Origin of the sequence: Streptomyces sp. TM32 (assembly GCF_004122755.1) — a bacterium.
Classification (GTDB): Bacteria; Actinomycetota; Actinomycetes; order Streptomycetales; family Streptomycetaceae; genus Streptomyces; species Streptomyces sioyaensis.
In genome coordinates, this window is the sequence record NZ_SDIG01000036.1 from 26334 (window position 1) to 46580 (window position 20247).

General features: G+C 67.8%; 23 protein-coding genes. 21 read left to right on the forward strand and 2 right to left on the reverse strand.

The features are described 5' to 3' along the window. Positions 1-51: 51 nt before the first annotated feature. Positions 52-231, forward strand: a complete 180-nt coding sequence (locus tag EST92_RS11740; RefSeq protein ID WP_129280883.1) for a hypothetical protein — start codon at positions 52-54, stop codon at positions 229-231. A gap of 616 nt (positions 232-847) precedes the next feature. On the opposite strand, the gene EST92_RS11745 is transcribed toward EST92_RS11740, so the two are convergent. Then, complete coding sequence (locus EST92_RS11745; protein WP_129280884.1) at positions 848-1324, reverse strand: hypothetical protein; 477 nt, start codon at positions 1322-1324, stop codon at positions 848-850. 389 nt (positions 1325-1713) lie between these two features. After that, positions 1714-1896, reverse strand: a complete 183-nt coding sequence (locus EST92_RS11750; protein WP_129280885.1) for a hypothetical protein — start codon at positions 1894-1896, stop codon at positions 1714-1716. Between the two features lie 90 nt (positions 1897-1986). Between EST92_RS11750 and EST92_RS11755 the strand changes: the two genes are divergently transcribed. From EST92_RS11755 to EST92_RS11850, 20 genes are all read left to right on the forward strand, one after another. Further along, positions 1987-2508, forward strand: coding sequence for a hypothetical protein (locus EST92_RS11755; RefSeq protein ID WP_129280886.1), 522 nt, complete (start codon positions 1987-1989; stop codon positions 2506-2508). A gap of 35 nt (positions 2509-2543) precedes the next feature. After that, positions 2544-2729, forward strand: coding sequence for a CHAP domain-containing protein (locus EST92_RS11760; protein ID WP_129280887.1), 186 nt, complete (start codon positions 2544-2546; stop codon positions 2727-2729). A gap of 79 nt (positions 2730-2808) precedes the next feature. After that, positions 2809-3459 (forward strand): hypothetical protein, encoded by a 651-nt coding sequence (locus EST92_RS11765; RefSeq protein ID WP_129280888.1) that lies wholly within the window; start codon positions 2809-2811, stop codon positions 3457-3459. Positions 3460-3571: 112 nt separating this feature from the next. Further along, the gene (locus EST92_RS11770) at positions 3572-4321 is read left to right on the forward strand and encodes a hypothetical protein (protein ID WP_129280889.1); all 750 of its coding nucleotides are present in this window, start codon (positions 3572-3574) and stop codon (positions 4319-4321) included. A gap of 147 nt (positions 4322-4468) precedes the next feature. Continuing rightward, entirely contained in the window at positions 4469-4711 is a 243-nt protein-coding gene (locus tag EST92_RS11775) for a hypothetical protein (RefSeq protein WP_129280890.1), read from the forward strand. A gap of 212 nt (positions 4712-4923) precedes the next feature. Next, complete coding sequence (locus EST92_RS11780) at positions 4924-5295, forward strand: hypothetical protein (protein WP_129280891.1); 372 nt, start codon at positions 4924-4926, stop codon at positions 5293-5295. Between the two features lie 12 nt (positions 5296-5307). Further along, complete coding sequence (locus EST92_RS11785) at positions 5308-7125, forward strand: hypothetical protein (RefSeq protein ID WP_129280892.1); 1818 nt, start codon at positions 5308-5310, stop codon at positions 7123-7125. A 9-nt stretch (positions 7126-7134) separates the two neighbouring features. Then, positions 7135-7545 carry a hypothetical protein gene (locus EST92_RS11790; protein WP_129280893.1) on the forward strand — a complete coding sequence of 137 codons (411 nt, stop codon included), beginning with the start codon at positions 7135-7137 and terminating at the stop codon, positions 7543-7545. Then, positions 7542-8252 carry a hypothetical protein gene (locus EST92_RS11795; protein ID WP_129280894.1) on the forward strand — a complete coding sequence of 237 codons (711 nt, stop codon included), beginning with the start codon at positions 7542-7544 and terminating at the stop codon, positions 8250-8252. The genes EST92_RS11790 and EST92_RS11795 overlap by 4 nt, the downstream gene beginning before the upstream one ends. A gap of 21 nt (positions 8253-8273) precedes the next feature. After that, positions 8274-9743, forward strand: a complete 1470-nt coding sequence (locus EST92_RS11800) for a hypothetical protein (RefSeq protein WP_129280895.1) — start codon at positions 8274-8276, stop codon at positions 9741-9743. Positions 9744-9784: 41 nt separating this feature from the next. Continuing rightward, the gene (locus EST92_RS11805) at positions 9785-12520 is read left to right on the forward strand and encodes a phage portal protein (protein ID WP_254068776.1); all 2736 of its coding nucleotides are present in this window, start codon (positions 9785-9787) and stop codon (positions 12518-12520) included. A gap of 88 nt (positions 12521-12608) precedes the next feature. After that, the gene (locus EST92_RS11810) at positions 12609-14282 is read left to right on the forward strand and encodes a hypothetical protein (RefSeq protein WP_254068777.1); all 1674 of its coding nucleotides are present in this window, start codon (positions 12609-12611) and stop codon (positions 14280-14282) included. 65 nt (positions 14283-14347) lie between these two features. Next, positions 14348-16066 carry a hypothetical protein gene (locus EST92_RS11815; RefSeq protein WP_129280897.1) on the forward strand — a complete coding sequence of 573 codons (1719 nt, stop codon included), beginning with the start codon at positions 14348-14350 and terminating at the stop codon, positions 16064-16066. A gap of 63 nt (positions 16067-16129) precedes the next feature. Further along, a complete protein-coding gene (locus tag EST92_RS11820; RefSeq protein WP_129280898.1) occupies positions 16130-16402 on the forward strand; it encodes a hypothetical protein in 273 nt (90 codons plus the stop codon). After that, positions 16402-16713 (forward strand): hypothetical protein, encoded by a 312-nt coding sequence (locus EST92_RS11825; protein WP_129280899.1) that lies wholly within the window; start codon positions 16402-16404, stop codon positions 16711-16713. The genes EST92_RS11820 and EST92_RS11825 overlap by 1 nt, the downstream gene beginning before the upstream one ends. A gap of 19 nt (positions 16714-16732) precedes the next feature. Continuing rightward, a complete protein-coding gene (locus EST92_RS11830; RefSeq protein ID WP_129280900.1) occupies positions 16733-17623 on the forward strand; it encodes a hypothetical protein in 891 nt (296 codons plus the stop codon). Between the two features lie 2 nt (positions 17624-17625). Further along, on the forward strand, positions 17626-18162 hold the full coding sequence (locus tag EST92_RS11835; protein ID WP_129280901.1) for a hypothetical protein: 537 nt from the start codon (positions 17626-17628) through the stop codon (positions 18160-18162). 8 nt (positions 18163-18170) lie between these two features. Then, positions 18171-18533 carry a hypothetical protein gene (locus EST92_RS11840; RefSeq protein WP_129280902.1) on the forward strand — a complete coding sequence of 121 codons (363 nt, stop codon included), beginning with the start codon at positions 18171-18173 and terminating at the stop codon, positions 18531-18533. Between the two features lie 3 nt (positions 18534-18536). Next, entirely contained in the window at positions 18537-19772 is a 1236-nt protein-coding gene (locus EST92_RS11845) for a phage tail tube protein (protein WP_129280903.1), read from the forward strand. Positions 19773-19811: 39 nt separating this feature from the next. Beyond that, positions 19812-20171, forward strand: coding sequence for a hypothetical protein (locus EST92_RS11850; RefSeq protein WP_129280904.1), 360 nt, complete (start codon positions 19812-19814; stop codon positions 20169-20171). The last annotated feature ends 76 nt before the right edge of the window (positions 20172-20247 follow it).

Genomic DNA, 20247 nt, shown 5'->3' on the forward strand with positions numbered 1-20247 from the left:
CAAGCCAACGAGGCCCGCGCCACCAATCACCAGACTCCGAAAGGAACGCCGATGAGCCTCAAGGAATCCGCTGCCAACGCTGCAGCCCAGGCACTCGATAAGGTCTTCAAGCAACTCGACGACGGCAAGACCGACCGTGACGATGTGCGCGCCGCCAACTCCGCAATGGACCTCGCCGCCGTCTTCGGCGTCACCGCCCAGGACTATGCGCAGCGGCTTGGCGGCGACTGACGGGCAACTGAGCCGATTCGCGTCGATACCCGCCCCAGCCTGGCACAATGAAACCCGGCCCCGCCGCGTCCCCCGTCGCGGCGGGGCCAGTTGCGTCCGCGGCTACTCGGGGGAGTGGCCGCAAAACTCGTTGCAGCCGCCGCCCTGAAACACGGTTCGCCAGCACACGCAGGCCAAGCAGCGACGTGCTCAGAGCAGACCTCAATCACCCATGCGCAAGCCAGGAAAGCAGCCCAAACACCGCAAGGAGGGTGAAGGCGAATGCCCCTCCGACACCCGGTGACTTGCGTCGCGCCGCGCACCACACCGCCATACAGATCGCAGGAATCCATCCAGCGAAGTATAGAATCCACCCCACTCGCGTTGCGGACTCGGTGCGGACGATGACGAATGCCACAAAGGCAGCCATGCAGAAGAGCGCTGGCGAGCCCCACATGTTGTCAGAAACGATCTGCCCGCGAGTCTTTTTCATTCTTGCCTCCACGCTAAATGAGCTCCTCCCGGCGTTTCCGGGAGGAGCTTCGAAGGTGCGGGCCGGGGTGACCAGTACCGGCCCGCACCTGCTTCACTGTTAACGCTCACCCGAAACTCGATTGTTTCGCATGAGTGTCTCGAACTACATATTCACGAGATAGTCGATGAGCTGGTAAATGATGTAATCCGGCGCGGACTTGATGGCCCACTTGACCGGGTTCCAGTTCGACAGACTGTTGGTCCACTGTTCGAAGGCGCGAGCGCCACCCTTGGCCGCCTTCACCGCAGCCTTAAGCAACCCCGGCGACTTCTTCAGCAGGTTGATGAGACTGCCGAGCTTTCCACCAGCGAGGCTGCTGGCTCTCTCGTCCGGCTGAGCTCCAGCCGCCTTCGCCAGCGCAGTCATCTCCGCAAGCTGCTGCGGAGTGATCCCGGCTTCGCCATTGGTTGCGGACGCCGGGTTCGCCGCCTTCATGGCAGCGAGCTCCGCCGCCGACACGACAGGGGCGGCGGCAACGGCGCGGTGCGCCTCGACGGCGTTGGCAGCAGGGGCGACGACACCGAAGGCGACGCCGGCCATGGCGGTCGCGGCGGCTATGCGCAAGCCATTGCGGTTCACGTATTCTCCTTGTTGCAGTTCAAAGGATGCGGACATGTCTGCAGCGCGACGTGGCAATCCGTGCAGGTGTGTCCGCATCCGCCCCTTCCGGGCGGAGCGTGATCATATGCACAACGTGGTGCCCCGTCACACCCGAGGAAGCGTCGAGAGGGGACGATCAAGCCACCGGTGATGCGGGCCCGTTGCTGCGTCTACACGTTCACGCAGCTGTACACGACCCCATCGACTCGCGGTGATTGCGGGAGGCTCATGGGCGCAACGGCCATTAGTGGCACCCGCGTTGACGGCGGATGTTGGAGTCCTCGGAGTGCGTGCATTCGTGCTGGAGTTGCTCACTCCAACCGTGGCGCGAAACCACCGTTTTGTCCCCTGCGCATTCCCCGTGTGGGTCAGGCCGACTGCTCGACCCCGGCCGGCCGTTCCGCGGGCACAGCGCGGGCCATCCACCGACCCCGCCCCAGGACCGCCGACGGCTCGCCCAGCGGCTGAAGACCGAGCAGCTGGCACAGGCGGGTCAAGTCCGCCGCTGCGTCGGCTTTCGTATCCGCCAGCACTGTGAAGACAGTCGCCATGGGGCCAGTCTGCCCGGTCCTTACCCAGACGGGGCGGATTGCCGGAGAAAGCCCTCCAACGGCCGTCACCGCGTGGGAACATCCCCGGTCATGAAGCGAACCCTCGCCTTGGCTGCAACCGTCATCGCTGCCGCCCTGTCCGTGGCCGGCTGCACGACCGGCGACAGCAAGCCGGGCACAGCATCCGCCAAAGACCACGCGACACCCAGAACCGCGACGAAGCTCGACGCGGCCACCGCACTCAACGACATCGCCGCCATGGTGACCACCGCCAAACAGAACGGCACAGTCACCGCCGCCAACGACCCCAACCACCTCCTCGGGCGGCCGAGCCAATACACGTCGAAGGTCACGTTCGCTGACAGTCGAGTACCCGCCTCCGACCGGTCCGGACACAAAGCTGGCGACATCGAACTCGGCGGCGCGATCGAGGTATTCGCCAACGCGGCTGACGCCTCGACGCGCGCCAAGTACATCCAGGCCGTCACCAAGGGGATGCCAGCACTCGGCGAATACGACTACGTCCACGGGGCCGTCGTCATCCGCGTCTCCCGGCACCTCACCCCGCAGCAAGCCCGACAGTACAAGGAGGCAGCAGACAAGCTGCCGTAGAGCGCGTCGCCGGAGCGGCTGTGCACACTGAAGGCATGAAGTGGTTCCAGCGGCAGAAGCCCGCACCCCGGCGCCCGGATCAGCTGCGCATCGCGGAGCTGGAGTACGAGCTCCTCGGAATCGAACCCCTCCCGGGCACGGCAGCCGACTTCGCCATCAAGTTGAAAAGGGCTTTCAGGGCCGGCGACTCCACCTCGAGGCCGGGGGACGTCGCCCGGTAGTGTCGGTCTGGATTGTCGGGAACCGTCGGCACAATGGGATCAGTTCACCCCGCAGTCCCACGCGCCGCGAGGAGCCGCCATGAACCAGCCCGCCGACGAATATCTGTGGCCCGCATGCGCTGCCTGCGGACGCGACCTGTGGGAGAACGAGCTTGGCCGACGCGCCTGCCGAATGTGCCAGCGCCGCGCGGACCAGAACCTCGAAGCACTCGCCGGGTCGCAAGGGCTGTACGCCGCACTCGCCGCTGCACTCGCGCCCGGGGCCGGCAGCGGCGAAGCGCGCGTATCGGGTGGCACACGAAGCGCACCCCTGCCGCTGCGTCTCGAACCGCTCAGCCTGTCCGCGCGCGGGGGAGTCGTCACCGTGCTGCAGACCTGGCTCGTGGACTGGCACGACCAGCTGCAATGGGCGCACCCGCGCTGGCAGGGCGATCTGCAGCAACAGCTCGACCAGGTGGTACAGGCCCTCCGTGCGAACTTGGAGTGGGCAGCCAGTCAACACCCGGCATTCGGCGACTTCTCGGTGGAGGTCGCCACGCTGGTCCGCTCGTGCCGCCGCCAGGTCACGGGGGAGAAGCCCGAGCGCCGTATATCCGTCGCCTGCCCCTGTGGCAGCACTCTGCGAGTGACCGTCTCGACGCCGGGTGCACGGTGCGCCAGCTGCGGCACCCAATACGCCCGAGCCGACGTGCTCGAGCTGCCGCTCGCTGTGCGGGGCATGGCCGCCTGAGAAGTGCTGAGAGACCCGCCTAATTGGGCTCTGGCCCAATAAAATGGGGTAGTTGAGACCCCGGCGGGTGCGGTAACACCCCCGGGGCATGGCCGACTGGTTAGGAGTCGACGTGCCCGACAATACCCGAGCTGTAAAGCTTGCCCGGCGTGAGGCGAAGTCCGCCGGGCCGCGTCCCAGTGTCGCCAAGCTAATGCGACTCGTTGACCCCGGTGACCCCGCCTTCTTCCACATCGCGACCCTCCTAAAGGAGGCCACGGAGTCGGGCGCGGAGCTCGGCGAGGAGCAGGTCCTTGCCGCGGTATCGCGCGGGCGTGCAGCCCTAGCCGAGGAAGCGAGAATCGCTTCGATCCCTCAAAGCATCGTCTATTACGTGCGCCGTCGCGATCTCGTCAAGATCGGCTACACCACCTCGGCGGCGGCTAGGTTCCATAACCTCATCCCGGACGAGATCATGGCTTGGGAGCCTGGCGGGCGAGTCGAGGAAAGGTCCCGACATCGCGAGTTCAGTCACCTCCGCATCTCCAAGAGGGCCGAGTACTTCCATCTCACTTCTGAGTTGCGACGCCATATCGGTGCATTGCTGAGTCTCCACGGCGGCCCGGACCCCGCCTGGACCACGCTGTCGAACCTCTCACAGCGGGACCAGCCGCGCCCACTGCGGCCTGACGCTCCGCAGTCCATTGAACTGGTCACCGTCCAAGAGGGGGCTGCCAGGCTGGGGATTCGACCAAACACGATCACCGTGTGGATCCGCCGAGGAAAGCTTGAGGAAGTCGCGCAGACGCAGAAGGGGCGCCCCCTCTACTTCCTCGACCACATGACCTCGCTGCTCGCTAAAGGCGAACGAAGGGCGACTTAACAGGCCAGGGCGCGCAACGGAAGGGTGCTTGCGCAACCAGTAGTTGAATGTCACACTGCTTCACACGAAGCACCCGTGTGCCCGAACCTTGAGGAAGCCTCCGATTCGTCGGGGGCTTCTTGCATGTCCGGATCAGGAGGTGAGCACATGCGGCTCGTTGAAATCCACCCTGACGATCTCGTGTTTGCCCATGAGGCTACCGAAGCGACGGGCGTGCCCCAGCAGGTCATCCGCCAGTGGGCGTCCCGCGGCAAGATCCGGCGCTTCTCAGGCGAGAACCGGCTGACCGGCAACGGGCATGAATACAAGACCATGTACGCCCTCCCCGAGATCGAAGCGCTGGCCCGCACCTACCGAGCCACACCCCAACGCGGCCTCCGCGCCGCCTGAACTCCTCGCGGGTGGTCGAGCCCCCGGCGGCGGCTCCCGCCCGCGAGGAACAGCGCCTGCTGTGCGGGCAGGCAGGGGCCTTGAAGCGCACACGCCTTGCGCTCGGCACCCAGGTCCGCCCGGCCGGTTCGGGGTGGCCGGGCGGACCCAAAGCACCCGCTGCCCTCGACTTCACCCGCGCTGGGCAGCGGGCCCCAGCGATAGGAGGCGCCGTGCCCGACCTCCCCCTGCAGTGGAGCACCACCACCGCGGCCGGCTCCGAATGGGCTGCGGACTTCACGCTGCTGGACGACGACGGCACACCGATGGCGATCAGCAGCAAGGGCTTCGAGTTCGCCATCCGGCCCACCGTCGTCGATGCGGCCCCATCGCCACTCATCAAGGTGACGACGACACCGACCGTCCAGGGCTACATCACCGTCGATACGGTCACGGCCACCGTGCAGGTCGTCCTCACGCCGACAGCGACCGCTCTCCTCGGCAAGGGCTCCCGGCCCTTCGCCCTGTGGATGGATCCCGGGCAGTCGCAGCAGACCTGCCTCGTCGAAGGCCGTTTCAACAGCAGGCCAGCCGTCAACGCGTAGGGGGTGCCCTGCATGGTCAACGTCGTTGTCTCCTCCGCTGGGACCTCCGGCCCCCGCGGCAACAGCATCCTGACCGGCACCGGCGCGCCCAGCTCGGGCACAGGCATCGACGGGGATTGGTACATCGACAACACCACCCCCAGCGCGCTCGTCATCTACGGCCCCAAGACCGCAGGCGCGTGGGGGAGTGGGCAGGCACTCGGCGGCGGAGGAAGCGGCGCTGGAGCCCTACTCGCTGTCAACAACCTCGCCGATCTCGTCTCCGCAAGCACCGCCCGCACCAGCCTTGGCCTCGGCGGAGCCGCCACCCTCGGCGTCGGCACAGCCACCGGCACCGTCGCCGCCGGGGACGACGCACGCTTCACGAACGCCCGCACCCCCACCGCCCACGCCTCCAGCCACGCCGCCAACGGCAGTGACCCTGTCACCCCGGCCGCCATCGGCGCCTACACCTCCAGCGCCGGCACCACCCTCGAAAGCCGCGTCACCACCGTCGAGAACACCGCGCTCACCAAGACCGACAACCTGGCCAGCCTCGGATCCGCCGCCACAGCCCGCACAAACCTCGGCCTCGGTGGCGCAGCTACCCTGAACGTCGGCACAGTGACGGGCACAGTAGCCGCCGGAGACGACTCCCGGCTCAGCAACTCCCGCACACCGACCGCCCACAAGAGCACGCACGCCACCGGCGGAAGCGACGCCCTCAGCCCCGCCGATATCGGGGCCGACGCGGCCGGCGCGGCAAGCTCGGCCGTCGCCGCGCTGTCGGCTCTCACCCAGACGGTCGTGAAGAGCGCTGACGAACAGCGCGTTTCCACCGTCACAGTCGCCGACGATCTGCATCTCTTCGCCTCGCTGGAAGCGAACTCGACCTACCGGTTCTCGTCGACGCTCCTTTTCGACGGCCCGGAAACAGCGGACGCCAGCATCACCTACACCGTGCCATCCGGCGCGACGGGCGGTTGGGCACCCAACGCGGGCACCCTCGGCACCACCACGCCGGACGGCAGCGCGCAGATCAAAGTCGCGGCACGGCAGTTCGGCAGCAACTCGGACATCGGCGTCATGGCGTCGTCCGCCAGCCTTGCCGGGATCATGGCTCTGCCGCGCGGCATCATCGCTACCGGCGCAACTCCCGGTCTCCTCCGGTTGCGCTGGTCGCAGCAGACCACCAACGCAAGCCCGGTCACGCTTAAGGCGGGCTCGCTGCTCGAGGTTGTCAAGGTCTCTGGCAGCGCCCCCGCGGCGTCCGGCATCAACCTCGACACCCCGCTCGCTCTCCCGTCCGATCAGGGCCTGCTGGCGTGGACCGGCGACCCGAACGACGCCGGGCACGTCACCGCCCAGTCCAACGGAGGCGTCGCCGGCCGCATCACTCTCACGAAGGTTCAGATCAGGAAGCAGATCACCTGGTCAGCGCTCTGGATTGGCCTGGCCGGAGTTGACACGGCTGCGACCTTGGCGAACTGCTACTTGGGCGTATACGACGCGTCAGGGAATCTTAAGGGCTCCACCGCGGACCTCTCCGCCCAGCTCGTCAATGGCTCCAACGCCAAGGGGATTTCCTTCGCCCTGGGCAGCCCTTTCACCGCAGCGCCCGGCGAATACTTCATCGCTCTATTGCTGAATGGCACGTGGCAGACCAACGCCTTCACCCTCAAGTCCACAGGCGCGGGGATCACCGTGAACTGTGGCCTCTCGGCCCCACGCCTGCGCTACTCCAACATGCTCACTGGGCAGACGACACTGCCGTCGACGCTGGACCTCACCCAGCAGACCACCACAATCATCAACACGGGCTGGGCCAGCCAGTGGTACGGGATCTCATAGGGGGAGTCCATGGCTACACCCACACCTGTCGAGCCGATGTCCGCTGGCCCGGCCTGCGCACTGTGCGGCGAGCCGGCTGTGGTGCAGTGGCGCCGCCGCCTCACCGACGAAGAGTTCGCCCAGGTCCTTGAGGCAGAGCAGGAGCGCCGTGACGAGGCGACCCTCCTCGCCGACCCCGCCCAGCCGCCAGTGTTCGGGCCGATGCCGCAGCCCAGCGACTACACCACCGCCGTGTACGCCTGCGCCGACCACGGCATCGGCATAGACCTCGCAGCCCTCGTCCACCGCAAGACCTGCACCGCCCCGCAGACGGCCGACCTGCCCGAATGCGACTGCACCCCCGAACCGCCACCGCCGCCGGACGAAGAGCTCATCCGCACCGCAGCGCCCCGGCTGCCCGCAGGCTGGCACACCGCATGACCACGGACAGCCCACACCGGGCACCGCCCGACAGGCAGTGCACCGCCATCCGCCCCGGACGAGACGGCAAGCCAGCCTCACGCTGCCAAGGATGGAAGAAGAAGGGCCACGACCTGTGCCCCGTCCACGCCGGCACAGCCCCCAACATCCACGCAAACCGCCCCGAAGAACGGCAGTGCTCCGCCACCAGCAACAAAGGCGACCGGTGCACCCAATGGGCCCTCAAAGGACAGGCGGTCTGTAAGTACCACGGCGGCAGCGCACCGCAGGCGAAGCGGGCGGCCGAGCGACGGTTGGCGGAGGCGGCAGTGGAGAAAGCAGCACACCGGACCCTCGCCCGGATCGGCGCCAAGCCCGTCGACAACCCCCTCACCGCGCTCGCCGAGCTCGCTGGCGAAGTGCTCGCGTTCAAAGAGATCCTCGCCGAGCGCGTCAACGAGCTCGAAGAGATCCGCTACCAGGGCGCGGCCGGCGAACAGATCCGCGCCGAAATCGTCCTGTACGAACGCGCCATGGACCGAGCCGGCAACCTCCTCGCCACCATCGCGAAGCTCAACATCGACGAGCGGCTCGCCGCGATCACGGAGAAGCAGGCGGAGGCGGTCATCGGTGCGATCGATGCAGCCCTGGCCCACGCCGGGATCACCGGCCCGGCGGCCACCGGCGCCAAGCAAGCCGGTGCCCGATACCTGCGGGCCGTGCGCTGACGACGGCTTGGGAGGTGAGCGATGGATGCTCTCCTCATTGCCGCCGACCGGCTCGACGAAAGCACCGAGCGAGACCAACTAGCCGCCGACTACGCCAGAGACCCCGTGAAGTGGGCGCGCGACAAACTCGGCGAGCACCTGTGGTCCAAGCAGGTAGAGATAGCGCAATCCGTCCGCGACCACCGGCTGACAGCAGTCAGGTCATGCCACGGAGTTGGCAAATCGTGGACCGCCTCTCGGCTCACGGCCTGGTGGCTCGACACCCACCCGCCAGGAGAAGCCCGCGTCGTCACCACCGCCCCCACTGGCGACCAAGTCAAGGCCATCCTGTGGTCGGAGATCAACGCCGCGTTTTCCAAGGCCGAGGCGAGAGAGCGTCCCTTCATCGGGCGCATCAACGAGACGGAGTGGAAGCTCGGAAAGCGCATGATCGCCTTCGGGCGTAAGCCCTCCGACTACAACCCGCACGCCTTCCAAGGCATCCACGCCAAGTACGTCCTCGTCATCCTCGACGAAGCCTGCGGCATCAACAGACAGTTCTGGACCGCCGCCAACGCCATCGCCACCGGCGAGCACTGCCGCATCCTGGCAATCGGCAACCCCGACGATCCTGGGTCCCAGTTCGCCCGAGCCTGCGCCAACACCGACCGCTGGAACGTCATCGGCATCTCGGCGTTCGATACCCCCAACTTCACCGACGAGCCCATCCCCGACGAGCTGCGGCCGATGCTCGTCAGCCGCGACTACGTCGACGACATGGCCGCCGAATTCGGTACCGAGTCCCCGACGTACACCTCCAAAGTCCGCGGAGAGTTCCCCCACGACTCAGAGGACGGTGTGGTTCGCCTCTCGAAGCTGCGCGCCTGCGCTGCTCCCCGCGACGAGCCGCCCACGGATGTCCTGCCCGTCGAGCTGGGCGTGGACATGGGTGCCGGCGGCGACGAAACGTCCATCCGCGAACGCCGCGGCATGGTCGTGGGACGCGAGTGGAGGTTCAGAGAGAAGGACCCGGTTAAAGCCGCGGCCCGGATCGTGGAAGCCATCCGAGAGTCCGGCGCCGGCACGGTGAAGGTCGACTCGATCGGCATCGGCTGGGGCATCGTCGGCAACCTGCGAGAGAAGCGCGAGCAGGGCAGACACACCGCGGAGATCCTCGGCGTCAACGTGTCCGAGGCATCCACCGAACCCCAACGGTTCACACGGCTGCGGTCACAGATCTGGTGGGAGATCGGACGCAAGCTCTCCGAGGACTGCAGTTGGGACCTATCCGGACTTGAGGAAGACGACCGCGAGCGACTCGTCTCACAGCTCACCGCACCGAAGTACAGCATCGACTCCGCCGGGCGGATCGTCGTCGAGCCGAAAGCCGAGACGATCAAACGTCTCGGCAGATCGCCTGACAACGCCGACGCACTACTCCTCGCCTTCTACGCGGCGCCTGGCGGATTCGACGCAGCCATGGGCTACCTCGCAGGAATGAAAGCCGGATGAGTCGAAGGCTCGACGCGCCCACGATGTGACCGGGAGGTGCCGTGGCCCGCTGGAACCCGATCCGAGCCCTGCGTGACGCCTTCGCCCAGCCCGACACGACCAAGGCACTCAACGCCACCGCGGAGACGTACACGCCCCAGCAGGTGGCCACCCTCGTCACCGCGACCGCGCGGGCCGCGGGCGAGGCGACGACCTTCGCGCCGCTGCCCCGCACGGAACCGCAGGTGCCGTTCGGGCCCGGCACACCCCTCACTCCAGCCCCGATCGACCCGTTGCAGCCTGGCACCGGACGCGCCGAGCCCCGCTTCAACGAGTACCCCGTCACGAGCAACCTACCGGGCGTAGGCGACCGTCTCGTCCCGTGGAAGGTACTGCGGGACGCTGCGGACGCCGGGGGCCTGCCGCGGCGCTGCATTGAGATCCGCAAGGCGGAGGTGACGACCCTTGACTGGGCCATCACCATCACCAAGGAGGCTGTCGAGGAGGCGCAGGCCGCTTCGGACCGGCCGCGCGCCGAAGTTGAGCAGGAGCTTCGCCAGTCCCTCTCCGCCGAGATGGTGCGTTGCACCCGCTTCTGGGAGAAGCCCGACCCCGGCCAGGACGAGGCGTTCGGCGATTGGCTCGCCAAGCTCCTCGAAGAGCAGCTCGTGCTGGACGCGGTCGCCATCTACCCGCGACGCACCTACGGCGGAGCCCTGTACGCCTTGGAGATCCTCGACGGCTCCACCATCAAGCCGCTGCGCGACCACCGCGGCGGCAGGCCCCTCCCGCCGAACCCGGCGTACCAGCAGGTTTTGTGGGGTTTTCCCCGCGGCGAGTTCGTCGCGGACACGGACGCTGACGGCAGCGTTGTCGGCGGCTACCGCTCCGATCAGCTGGTGTACAAGCGCCGCAACGTCCGCGCGCACACGCCCTACGGCTACTCGGCGGTCGAGCAGGCCCTCGAGGACGTCGATGTATGGCTGCGGCGCCGCAAATGGATCCGCGACGAGTACACCGAAGGCACCGTCCCGGCTGGGTTCGTGAAGAGCAACGGCCAGACCGGCTGGTCGCCCGCGCAGACCGCCGAGTACGAGACCGCCCTCAACGACGCCTACGCAGGATCCACGGCGGCCCGGCACCGCCTGCGGGTCCTGCCGCCCGGCTTCGACATCGACACGCCACAGGACTTCGGCGAGAAGTATCGACCCGAATACGATCTTTTCCTCATCAAGCAGATCGCCGCGCACTTCGACGTGACGATCGCGGAATTGGGCTTCACCGAGACCGGCGGCCTCGGCTCGACGGGCTGGCATGAGGGGCAGGCCGACGTCCAGCAGCGGAAGGCAACCCTGCCGACGCTGCGGTGGCTGCAGCAGCTCCTCACCTCCGTCTCCCGCAGCCACCTCGACATGCCGGCCGAGCTCGAATTCCGGTTCCTCGGCCTGGAAGAAGAAGACGAAGCCGCCGCCGATGAGGTGGCGCGCAACCGCGTCCAGTGGGGGCGCATGACCCTCAACGAGGACCGCGACCGCATGGGGCAGCCGCGCTTCGATTTCCCCGAGGCGGACATGCCGATGCTGATGACCAGCCGCGGCCTCGTCCTCGTCGAAGGCGCCTCCGAAAGGGGCACGCCCGGCGCGATCGTGTCCGTCCCCAAGTCCGGCGCCGACAGCGGCGGCTCGGCCGACGACGGGGGAGTGGGGGGAGACGACTCCGGCGGCGAAGACACCTCTGAAGATGAGGAGGCTGACGACAGTGGCCAGGACCGTCAGGACGCCGTGAAGGCCGAGTTGGCCGTCTTCGGCCGCTGGGCGCGGCGGAACCCGAAGCCCGGCCGCCGTTTCGAGTTCACCACCGTCACCAAGGCAGACGCCCCAGACCTGGCCGACGATCCGCATGTGCTCCTGGCGGGGGCTGATGCCGGCCCAAAAGTCCCAGACGCGCAAAGCGTCCGTGACTGGCCCGGCTGGAAGGTCGACCTGAAGGCGGTCGCCTACTGGAAGCCGCGCATCCGCAAGGCCATGCGGGACGCGGTCGACACCCGGCGCATCGCCGAGCAGTGGATCGCTGCACGAGCCATCACCGTCAAGGCCGACGAGGCGGACCTCTCCGGAGTGCAGCGGGCCGGCGGCGACGAGGCAACAATCCGGCCGGGCGGCGATGCGGCATCGTGGCTGGCCGACCACGGCGTCGACCTCACCGTGGCGCTCGGCATCATCCGCCAGCTGCACGCCGAGGGCTACGTCATCGGCGAGCGCTCGGCCAGTGCAATCCTCGCCGGACACTCGACCGTGGACTGGACGGCCTGGAAACCGGGCGACCCGCACGCGGCGGCGCTCGTCCTGCGCCCGGACGGTAGCAACGGCCTGACAGGGCTCCTGGAACGAGACGGCGTGACCATCCAGTCCATTGCGGGCAATCGCATGGACAAAATGGCCGAAGCGCTCTCCGGCGCACTGGACCGCGGCGACTCGACGGACACGCTCGCCCGGGAGTTGCGGGACGTCCTCGACGATCCGGCATGGGCCGAACGAGTAGCCGTCACTGAGATCTCCCGTGCCATCTCCGCAGCATCCCTGGCCACCTACCAAGCCAACGGCGTGGGGGCAAAGTCGTGGCTGTCTGCTGTCGATGAGCGCGTCTGTGAGGTCTGCCTCCGCAACGAAGGGGTCGGCGCCATCCCGCTGACCGCAGCCTTCCCGAACGGCGCCCAATCCCCGCCAGGGCACCCCTCATGCCGCTGCACCATCTACCCCGAGACCGGTTCGACCGGACTCACCACCTACACCGCCTGACACGCGGAAGGAGTCACCGATGCCACAGCCGGACGTCGCCTACGCGTGGGCGCCCATCACAAAGTCGGAGGAACAGGACGACGGCACTGTGGTCGTCTACGGCCCCGCTGCATCCTCGGCGCTCGACCGGGACCAGCAGGTACTCGCCGCGGACTTCCTTGACCGTGCGATGCCGGAATGGTTCCGAAGTGGGGCGAATGTTCGGGAGCAGCATGACGCCAAGCGGGCGGTCGGCGTCGGTGTCGGCCTAACGAAGGGCGACGACGGAGCCCACTACGTCACGGCCCGGATCGTTGACCCGGTGGCTGTGGCGAAGGTCAAGCACGGTGTGCTCAAGGGCTTCTCTGTCGGCATCAAAAACCCCAAGATCGCGATGGGGAAGACCGAGGCGCCGAACGGGATCGTCACCGACGGGACCGTGTGCGAACTGAGTGTGTGCGACCGGCCCGCGAACAGCGAGTGCATCTTCTCGCTGGCCAAGGCGGATGGCGCTGACGAGCTTCAGCCCGTCGAGGACCCGCACTTGGTGGAGAAGTCGAGCGCCGAGGCGTTCGGTCTGCCGCGGGAGCTGTACGACCGTCTCGCGGCTCCGGTGAAGGACGCGCTCGCCAAACTCGCTGCCGGCGGCGCCACGGTTAGCGCAGAGACGGTGAAGAGCGACGACGATGCTGCACCTCAGCTGGTCGTGAACGTAGCCGTCACCGCGACGGAAGTCGCCAAGGCTGACACCTCCGCGGCCGGGCGACGCGAGGCCGCCGCCGAGGGAGCCGCACTACCTGATGGCTCGTACCCGATCAAAACTAAGGCGGACCTGCGGAAGGCCATCCGCGCGGTGGGCCGTGGCGGCGCCGACCACGACAAGATCCGTAAGCACGTCATGAAGCGCGCCAAGGCGCTCGGACTGGAGGCCATGGTGCCGAAGAACTGGAATGCGGACGGGTCGCTCAAGACCGCCACCAAGTCGGATGACGACGAGGTGACCGCGAAGGCCGAGCAGGTGCTCCGCGACGTGCGCGCCCTCGCCCCCGCCCTGGCGAAGGCCGATGACAGTGCCGACGACGACGCAGTCACGTCGGCTGGCGACGGCGGCGAGCACGACGAGGCCGCGGACATCTCCGGCGCCGACGAGGCCATCGCCTGCATCGCCCGGCTCATCATCGCCGAGGCCGAGTCCCTCGCCCAGGGCAACCTTAACGAAGCGTGCGACATCGACCTGCTGCTCTCCGCCGTGCGCTCCCTGGCCTGGTTCAAGCAGAACGAGGAGTACGAAGAGGCCTCTGCTGCCTCCAAGTCCGACGCTGTCGACCCGGCGACGGAGGACTCCACCGAGACTTCTGCACCGTCCGGCGGGGCGGCGCAGACCACCGAAGGCGACAAGCCGGAGGAAGACACCACCGAGGAGGGCGAGCCCACCGACGGTGAGCAGCCCACCGACGCAGTGACGAAGGCCGATGTGGCCGAACTCGTCAAGGCTGCAGTCGCACAGGCCGCCGAAGCCTCAGAGGAGCGCACCAAGGCGCTCGAGGCAGAGCTGGCGAAGGCGAACGCTGCCATCGAGGAGTTCCGGGCCATGCCCACAGCGGGCGGACCCGCGCTCACTCGCACCGCAGCACAGCAGGCGCAGGCCAAGGGATCCGACGCCGACCGCATGCGCGCGGAGGCCAAGACCCTGATGGCCAAGGCCGACCAGGTCGCCGACCGCGACCTCCGGGACGGCTACCGCGACCGCGCCAAGGCGCTCCTCGCCAAGGCCGACGCCTAACCGCCTGCACCCTTCCACCAGACTCCTGGCCCCGTGTGGGGCCTTTCGCATGAAGGGAGCCAGTGATGGCTCTGCCCAAGGCCGAAGTTCTCTTCGGTGACTCCCCGGAGGCCCCGCAGCTCAGCAAAGCGGAGGTCTCCACTCGCTTCGACGAGCTGATGGCTGCCGTCACCAACGCCCCCGGCCGCACGCTCGGCCCTGGCGATGTCGTCCAGGCCTTCTCCGAGGGCCGCGGCATCTCGTTTGACCAGCAGCCCACCAGTGCCTACGGCGCCATCACCAAGGCGATGTCCAGCCCGGACATCGCCAAGGGCCTGTCTGCCGAGTCCCTCGCGTCCATCACGGGTGCGCTGGACGAGTTGAAGTCGCAGCAGCCGGACCTCGTCAAGGACCTGACCACGTCGTCCCCCGTGGCGGGTGGCCTGGTCGCCTTTGACCTTGAGGCGCCTTCGAAGATGCTGACGCCGCGCCCCACACCGCTGCGCAACCGGATCCCGCGGAAGAAGGGCATCGGCCTCTCCCACCGCTTCAAGGTCATCAGCGGGTTCACCGGCACCGGTAGCGGCGGCGTCGGCAACATCCACCCGGGCATCGCTGACAGCACCCAGAACAACTTCGCCCCCGGCGGGGCTTCGAACAGCCTGTACTACGCCCGCGGACCGAAGATCTCCTACGCGGGCTACGACAAGAACGTGTCGTACAGCCAGTTCTCCGTGTCCGACCAGGTCACCTGGTCCGCGCAGTACGCCGGGCAGGGCTACCAGGACATTCGGCAGCTGTCCCGCACCAGCCTGATGTACTCCAGCATGCTGCTGGAGGAGCGCATGCTCCTCATGGGCCGCGGCACGGCCGGCAACGGCTTCCTCGGACCGGTCGCTGCCCCGACGGGTCTGGCTCTCACCGCCCGCTCCGCGGCTGCCGGTGAGACCGCGCTGACCGGCGTCTCGACCAACATCTACGTCAAGGTCACTTCGGACGCCGGTGACTTCGGCCAGTCCGTGCTGACCTCGGCCGCCACCGTCGCCCCGTCCACGCAGGTCGTCGATGTAACCGTCACCCTGCCGGCCGGTGCGACCGGCATGCGGGTGTACGTCTCCACCGGATCCTCGGATCCGGGCGACGCCGCCCGCTGGTACGCCGGCAAGAGCGGCACCAACACCTTCACCCTGCAGGGCGCCCTGCCGACCTCCGGTACCGCCGCGTCGACCGTGACTGCCGACACCACCGCCTACGCCTCCGGATACGACGGCATCCTGCCGATCTGCACCGGTGCGGACTCCGGCTACGTCAACCGACTGAATGCCGTCCTGTCGACGACGAACCCGGGCGTGGAATGGCAGAACGCGTTCGTGTCGCTCTACAACAGCGTGAAGGCCGACCCGGACCGGACCCTGCTGAACGGCTCCGACCGCAAGCAGCTCAGCGACGCACTCAAGGGCTCGTCGTCCAGCAACTACCGGATGACGATCACCCAGGACCAGTTGACGGGTGTCACCATCGGCGACGTCGTCAACACCATCATCAACGAGGTGACGGGCAAGGGCGTCGCTGTCGAGGTGCACCCGTGGATGCCGCAGGGCAGCTCGGTCGTCCTCTCCGACAGTCTCCCTATCCCGGACTCCGAAGTCAGCGACGTCTGGTCGGTCTTCAACGTCCAGGACCTGATGGGCATCGACTGGCCCGTCAACCAGTTCGCGTTCGAGTCGAGCTCCTACTGGTTCGGGACGCTGCTCTGTTACGCCCCCGCCTGGAATGGCGCGATCACCGGCATCAAGGCTGCCTGACCCCGATCGCCCGCGGCCCCGCTCGAGGGTGCGGGGCCGCGGGCACCCTCAAGGAGCTTCACCATGGCACGACTGTGCATGCCCGACGGTGCCATGCGCGGCATCGACATCAAGGGCGCCCAGACGGGCGCTACCACCGCCTACACCCCCGGCCGCGACGGCACCGTCACGGTCGACAACCCCCAGCACGAGAAGGCTCTCCGCCAATACGGGGCGTTCCCCGCCAACCTCGGCGGACGCACCCACGGCGGATACCGCTGCACCACATGCGGCTTCGGGGCGTTCTTTAAGTCCTGTTCCCGATGCGGGGGCACCTGCGAGAAGGAGGCCGGCTGATGCCGCCCAGGAAGCGTGCCGCCAGCAAGCCCGAAGCGGCCGAAGACCAGCAGACGACCGGTGGGCCGGAGACGGAAGAGCAGCCCGCGACGGGCGACTCCGCCGACACAAACGACGCGCCCGACAACAGCGACACCCTGCCTGAGTCGGCAGGCGCCGAGGACGGCCCCGAGCCCGAGGAACCGGACGGCCAGGAGAAGGGCGACCAGCAGACGACAGACCAGCCCTGCTCCGAGTGCATGCCGAACGGTTGGCCCGAGCACGCCACCGCGGTCGGCTGCACCCACGGCAACTGGACCCGCGAAAAGTAGCGAGAGGGGGTGCGGCGTCGTGCCCACCACGCCCTACGTGTCCGCCGCGGCGTTCCGCGCCCACCCCACCTACCTCGACCTCGACAGTCTCCGCCCCGACAACCCCGACCCGGCCGCCCAGGACGCGGTACTCGCCAACCTGCTGCTGCAAGCGTCGGATTGGGCGGACAACGAGGTCAACCAGCCGCTCGGTGCGCACCTCTTCACGCAGTCCAGCCGGGTACGCACCGACCGCTCGGGCATGATCCGGGTGCACGCCGAACGCGGGCCCGTTAGCGCCGTGACGGCCGTCGGGTACGGCTCGTCGCCTACCTCGCTCACATCGATTGCCTCACCGCAGGCGTGGATCGAGGACGGCGCCAACATGGTCATCGGGCTCGGCGGTGCATCCGGGGCCTGGACCGGCTCGCTGCAGGTGGGCGTCGGCGCAGCCCCGGGTGCAGAGACGTTCGCCCGCATTTCCTATGTGGCCGGCTACGTCTCGACGCAGCTGGCTGCCGCAGCCGATGTGGGCGCTACGAGCTTGCAGGTGGCCGACCCCACGGGCATCGAGCCTGGTGGCCAATACTGCATTTGGCAGCCGGGAGCCGAGGAGACGGTGACGGTGTCGCCCGTGTGGCAGCCGCCGGCTCCGACCGGCATGCCGGCCGCGACGAGCGTGCCGCTTGCCGCCCCCACTCTGGGGAGCCACGAGGCTGGCCACGATTTCTCTGGCATGCCGCCCGATGTTCGGCTCGCGATCGTCAACTACACCACGGCGCTCCTGATGCGCCCGGACACGAGTGCCGAGGACGAGTTCCCCGACACGGCCATGGCGTCCACCACCCGCGGCAAGGACTCCCGGCGCACCGGCGTGGGCCTGGTCGATCAGGCGCGGCGGATCCTCTCCTCGTATCAGCGGGTGAGGTGACGGTGAGCGTTCAGACTGCTCTCGACGGCATCTGTCGCTACTTCGGCGGGCCCTATGACGAGCAGACCCGCACCTACCGGTCATCACCCCTGGCCTCTGCCGGCGTCGGCACCGTCCGCAGGGCTTGGGCCAAGCGCGACGACCACGCCGACTACTTCCACGGCCAAGACGCCGGGGCACGCACCGGCTGCCAGATCGTCATTTTCATCCCACGCCACCACGAGGAACGCATCGCCCTCGGTGGTGCCCACAGCGGCATGAAGCAGATCATCTACGAGGTGCAGGTACTCTGCTACATCCGGTCGAAGACCGCCTACGCGGAGGACGCCCAGGACGACGTGTACGCCTTGCGGGATGCCCTCGTCGAGCACATGCGCCTCGACCGCACCCTCGGCGGGGCCGTCTTCCAGGCTGGCGAGCACATTGATGCGGGTCAGGCGGGCATCGACTTCCGCTACGGGCAGCCCGAGACCAAAGCCGAGATGACCAAGAGCTTCCTCGAAATGTCTTTCGCGGCGATCGAGTTCGTTAACGCATAGGAGCGTCCATGTCGACGAAGAGCACCCCGGCCAAGGACGCCCCTGATGAGGCGGCCTCGAGCGAAACCCGCGCCCCGCGTGAAGCCGAAGCGGCCCCGGCCCCGGCCGCGCCGGAGCTCGTGGCGGCGCCGCAGGACCAGGACGGCCCGGCCCCGGGCGTCTACGAGTACGTGCACCCGACCGCTTGCGTCTATCCGCATGTGCCGCTGACTGCCTATCCGGTGCGCGAAGCCGACGACGGCAAGGAACTCCCCGCCACCGTCTTCGACTGGCCGTTCGGCCCGCCGAACGACGGCCGCTGGGCCAAGACCCGTAAGAGCAAGCCGAATCAGGCCGCGGATAACGCCCCGGCCCTCAGCAGCGAGGAGTGACCGGTGCCGACTCCCACTACATACGCACCCGCCAAGCAGTTCGTCGGCATCGCCCCCGAGACCACGCAGGGCACGCCCGTGGCGATGACAGCCACGGTCCTGGTGAACGAGTTCAAACCGAAGGACCAGCCCAAGTTCCTTGAGGACAAGAGCTGGCGTGGCTCCATGGCCACCGACTCGTTCGCGCAGATCGCCGGGGTCAAGGCCGCCGAATTCGATCTCGGTGGCCCGGTCTACGGGGACGGTATCGGCTACTTCCTGCGCAACGTCCTCGGGGACATGGCGGTCACCGCCACCGCGACTGGCACCGGCGCGACGACGCTCGCCGCAAGCGCGGCGGCCGGCGCGTCGTCGATCTCGTGCGTGGCATCGATCCCCAACGGAACGGTCGTCCAGATCGGAACCGGTGCGACCGCGGAGGTTGCCACCACTGGCACCCCTTCCGGTGCTGGCCCGTACACGATCCCGCTGACCGGCTCCACCCTGCAGTACGCGCACGCCTCTGCCCAGGCGGTCACCCCGTCGACAGGCCCGTACACGCAGGCCCACAGCCTCCTGAACTCCGGGAGCGGGCAGCCGCTCACGCACACGCTGACTCATTTCCTCGGCCCGACCCCGACCAGTGGCGCCCGCCAGTATCCGGGCGCCTGCTTCTCCGAGGTCTCCTTCAAGTGGAATGCGGAAAGCGAGCTGCTGACCTGGTCGGGGAAGGCTACGTCGTACCCGTCGGTGGCCCTCGGGTCGGCGCCGGTGTCCAACCCGTCGACGGTCCTGCCAGTGGCGTCGTGGCGCATGACTGCGGGGATCGGCGGACCCGCATCCGGCGGCACGCTCCTGAACACGATCACCGATGGTGAGATCACCATCAAGCGGGAGCTCAACCCCTACTACACGACCACCGGTGTCCAGTCGCCGTACATCATCCAGCGCGGCGGCGTCAGCGTTGAAGGGAAGCTCAACTTCGTCGCGTCCGATGAGTCGCCGCTGCTGTACATGCTGAACAACACCCAGCCGCAGCTGCAGATGGTCATCGACAACGGCCTCACCGGCGTCAACCGGATCGCCATCCAATTCGACATCGCCACCGCAGCGTTCGTTGACGTCGACCCCGACGGCACCAAGGCAGCTGTCGAATACGGTGGCTCATGGGTCTCCGTCCTCTCGACGACCAACGCGGGCGGATCCGGCGGCTACAGCCCCATCAAGATCTCGGTCACCAACAACGCCACCGGCTTCTGATCCGAACCACCCCAACCCTCACACCCTCGGAGCACCCTCATGTCCACCACCGAACGCCACACGCTGCCCTCCGGCGCCTGGGTCCAGCTCCGCGACCCGAAGACCCTGCGCCGCGGAGACAAGAAGCGGGCGGTCGCCAGCGTCACCGGCGACGGCGACCGGCCGCTGGCGATGGCCTACGAGATGACGGACGGCATCCTCGCCATCCTCATCATCGACTGGTCCTACGACCTGCCGCTGCCCAGCGCGTCCCTTGAGTCGCTGGATCTGCTGCCGCTTGAGGACGACGAAGAACTCATGAAGATCACCGAGCCGGTACGCAAGCTTCTGTGGCCCGAGGCGTCGGACCCGAAGGACACCAAGGACGAGGCGTCCCCTACCGAGCCCTCCGCCGCCTAAGAGGGCGGTATGTGACGTGTTGTCACGTTTGTTGTCGCTGGAACGTGTGGCACAGGGGTATCGGTGCTGATCGGAG

Coding starts and splice junctions, on each gene's coding strand:
- EST92_RS11740 (WP_129280883.1), top strand. CDS start 52: ATGAGCCTCAAGGAATCCGCTGCCAACGCTGCAGCCCAGGCACTCGAT.
- EST92_RS11750 (WP_129280885.1), bottom strand. CDS start 1,896: ATGGCGACTGTCTTCACAGTGCTGGCGGATACGAAAGCCGACGCAGCG.
- EST92_RS11755 (WP_129280886.1), top strand. CDS start 1,987: ATGAAGCGAACCCTCGCCTTGGCTGCAACCGTCATCGCTGCCGCCCTG.
- EST92_RS11760 (WP_129280887.1), top strand. CDS start 2,544: ATGAAGTGGTTCCAGCGGCAGAAGCCCGCACCCCGGCGCCCGGATCAG.
- EST92_RS11765 (WP_129280888.1), top strand. CDS start 2,809: ATGAACCAGCCCGCCGACGAATATCTGTGGCCCGCATGCGCTGCCTGC.
- EST92_RS11775 (WP_129280890.1), top strand. CDS start 4,469: ATGCGGCTCGTTGAAATCCACCCTGACGATCTCGTGTTTGCCCATGAG.
- EST92_RS11785 (WP_129280892.1), top strand. CDS start 5,308: ATGGTCAACGTCGTTGTCTCCTCCGCTGGGACCTCCGGCCCCCGCGGC.
- EST92_RS11790 (WP_129280893.1), top strand. CDS start 7,135: ATGGCTACACCCACACCTGTCGAGCCGATGTCCGCTGGCCCGGCCTGC.
- EST92_RS11795 (WP_129280894.1), top strand. CDS start 7,542: ATGACCACGGACAGCCCACACCGGGCACCGCCCGACAGGCAGTGCACC.
- EST92_RS11800 (WP_129280895.1), top strand. CDS start 8,274: ATGGATGCTCTCCTCATTGCCGCCGACCGGCTCGACGAAAGCACCGAG.
- EST92_RS11815 (WP_129280897.1), top strand. CDS start 14,348: ATGGCTCTGCCCAAGGCCGAAGTTCTCTTCGGTGACTCCCCGGAGGCC.
- EST92_RS11820 (WP_129280898.1), top strand. CDS start 16,130: ATGGCACGACTGTGCATGCCCGACGGTGCCATGCGCGGCATCGACATC.
- EST92_RS11825 (WP_129280899.1), top strand. CDS start 16,402: ATGCCGCCCAGGAAGCGTGCCGCCAGCAAGCCCGAAGCGGCCGAAGAC.
- EST92_RS11840 (WP_129280902.1), top strand. CDS start 18,171: ATGTCGACGAAGAGCACCCCGGCCAAGGACGCCCCTGATGAGGCGGCC.
- EST92_RS11850 (WP_129280904.1), top strand. CDS start 19,812: ATGTCCACCACCGAACGCCACACGCTGCCCTCCGGCGCCTGGGTCCAG.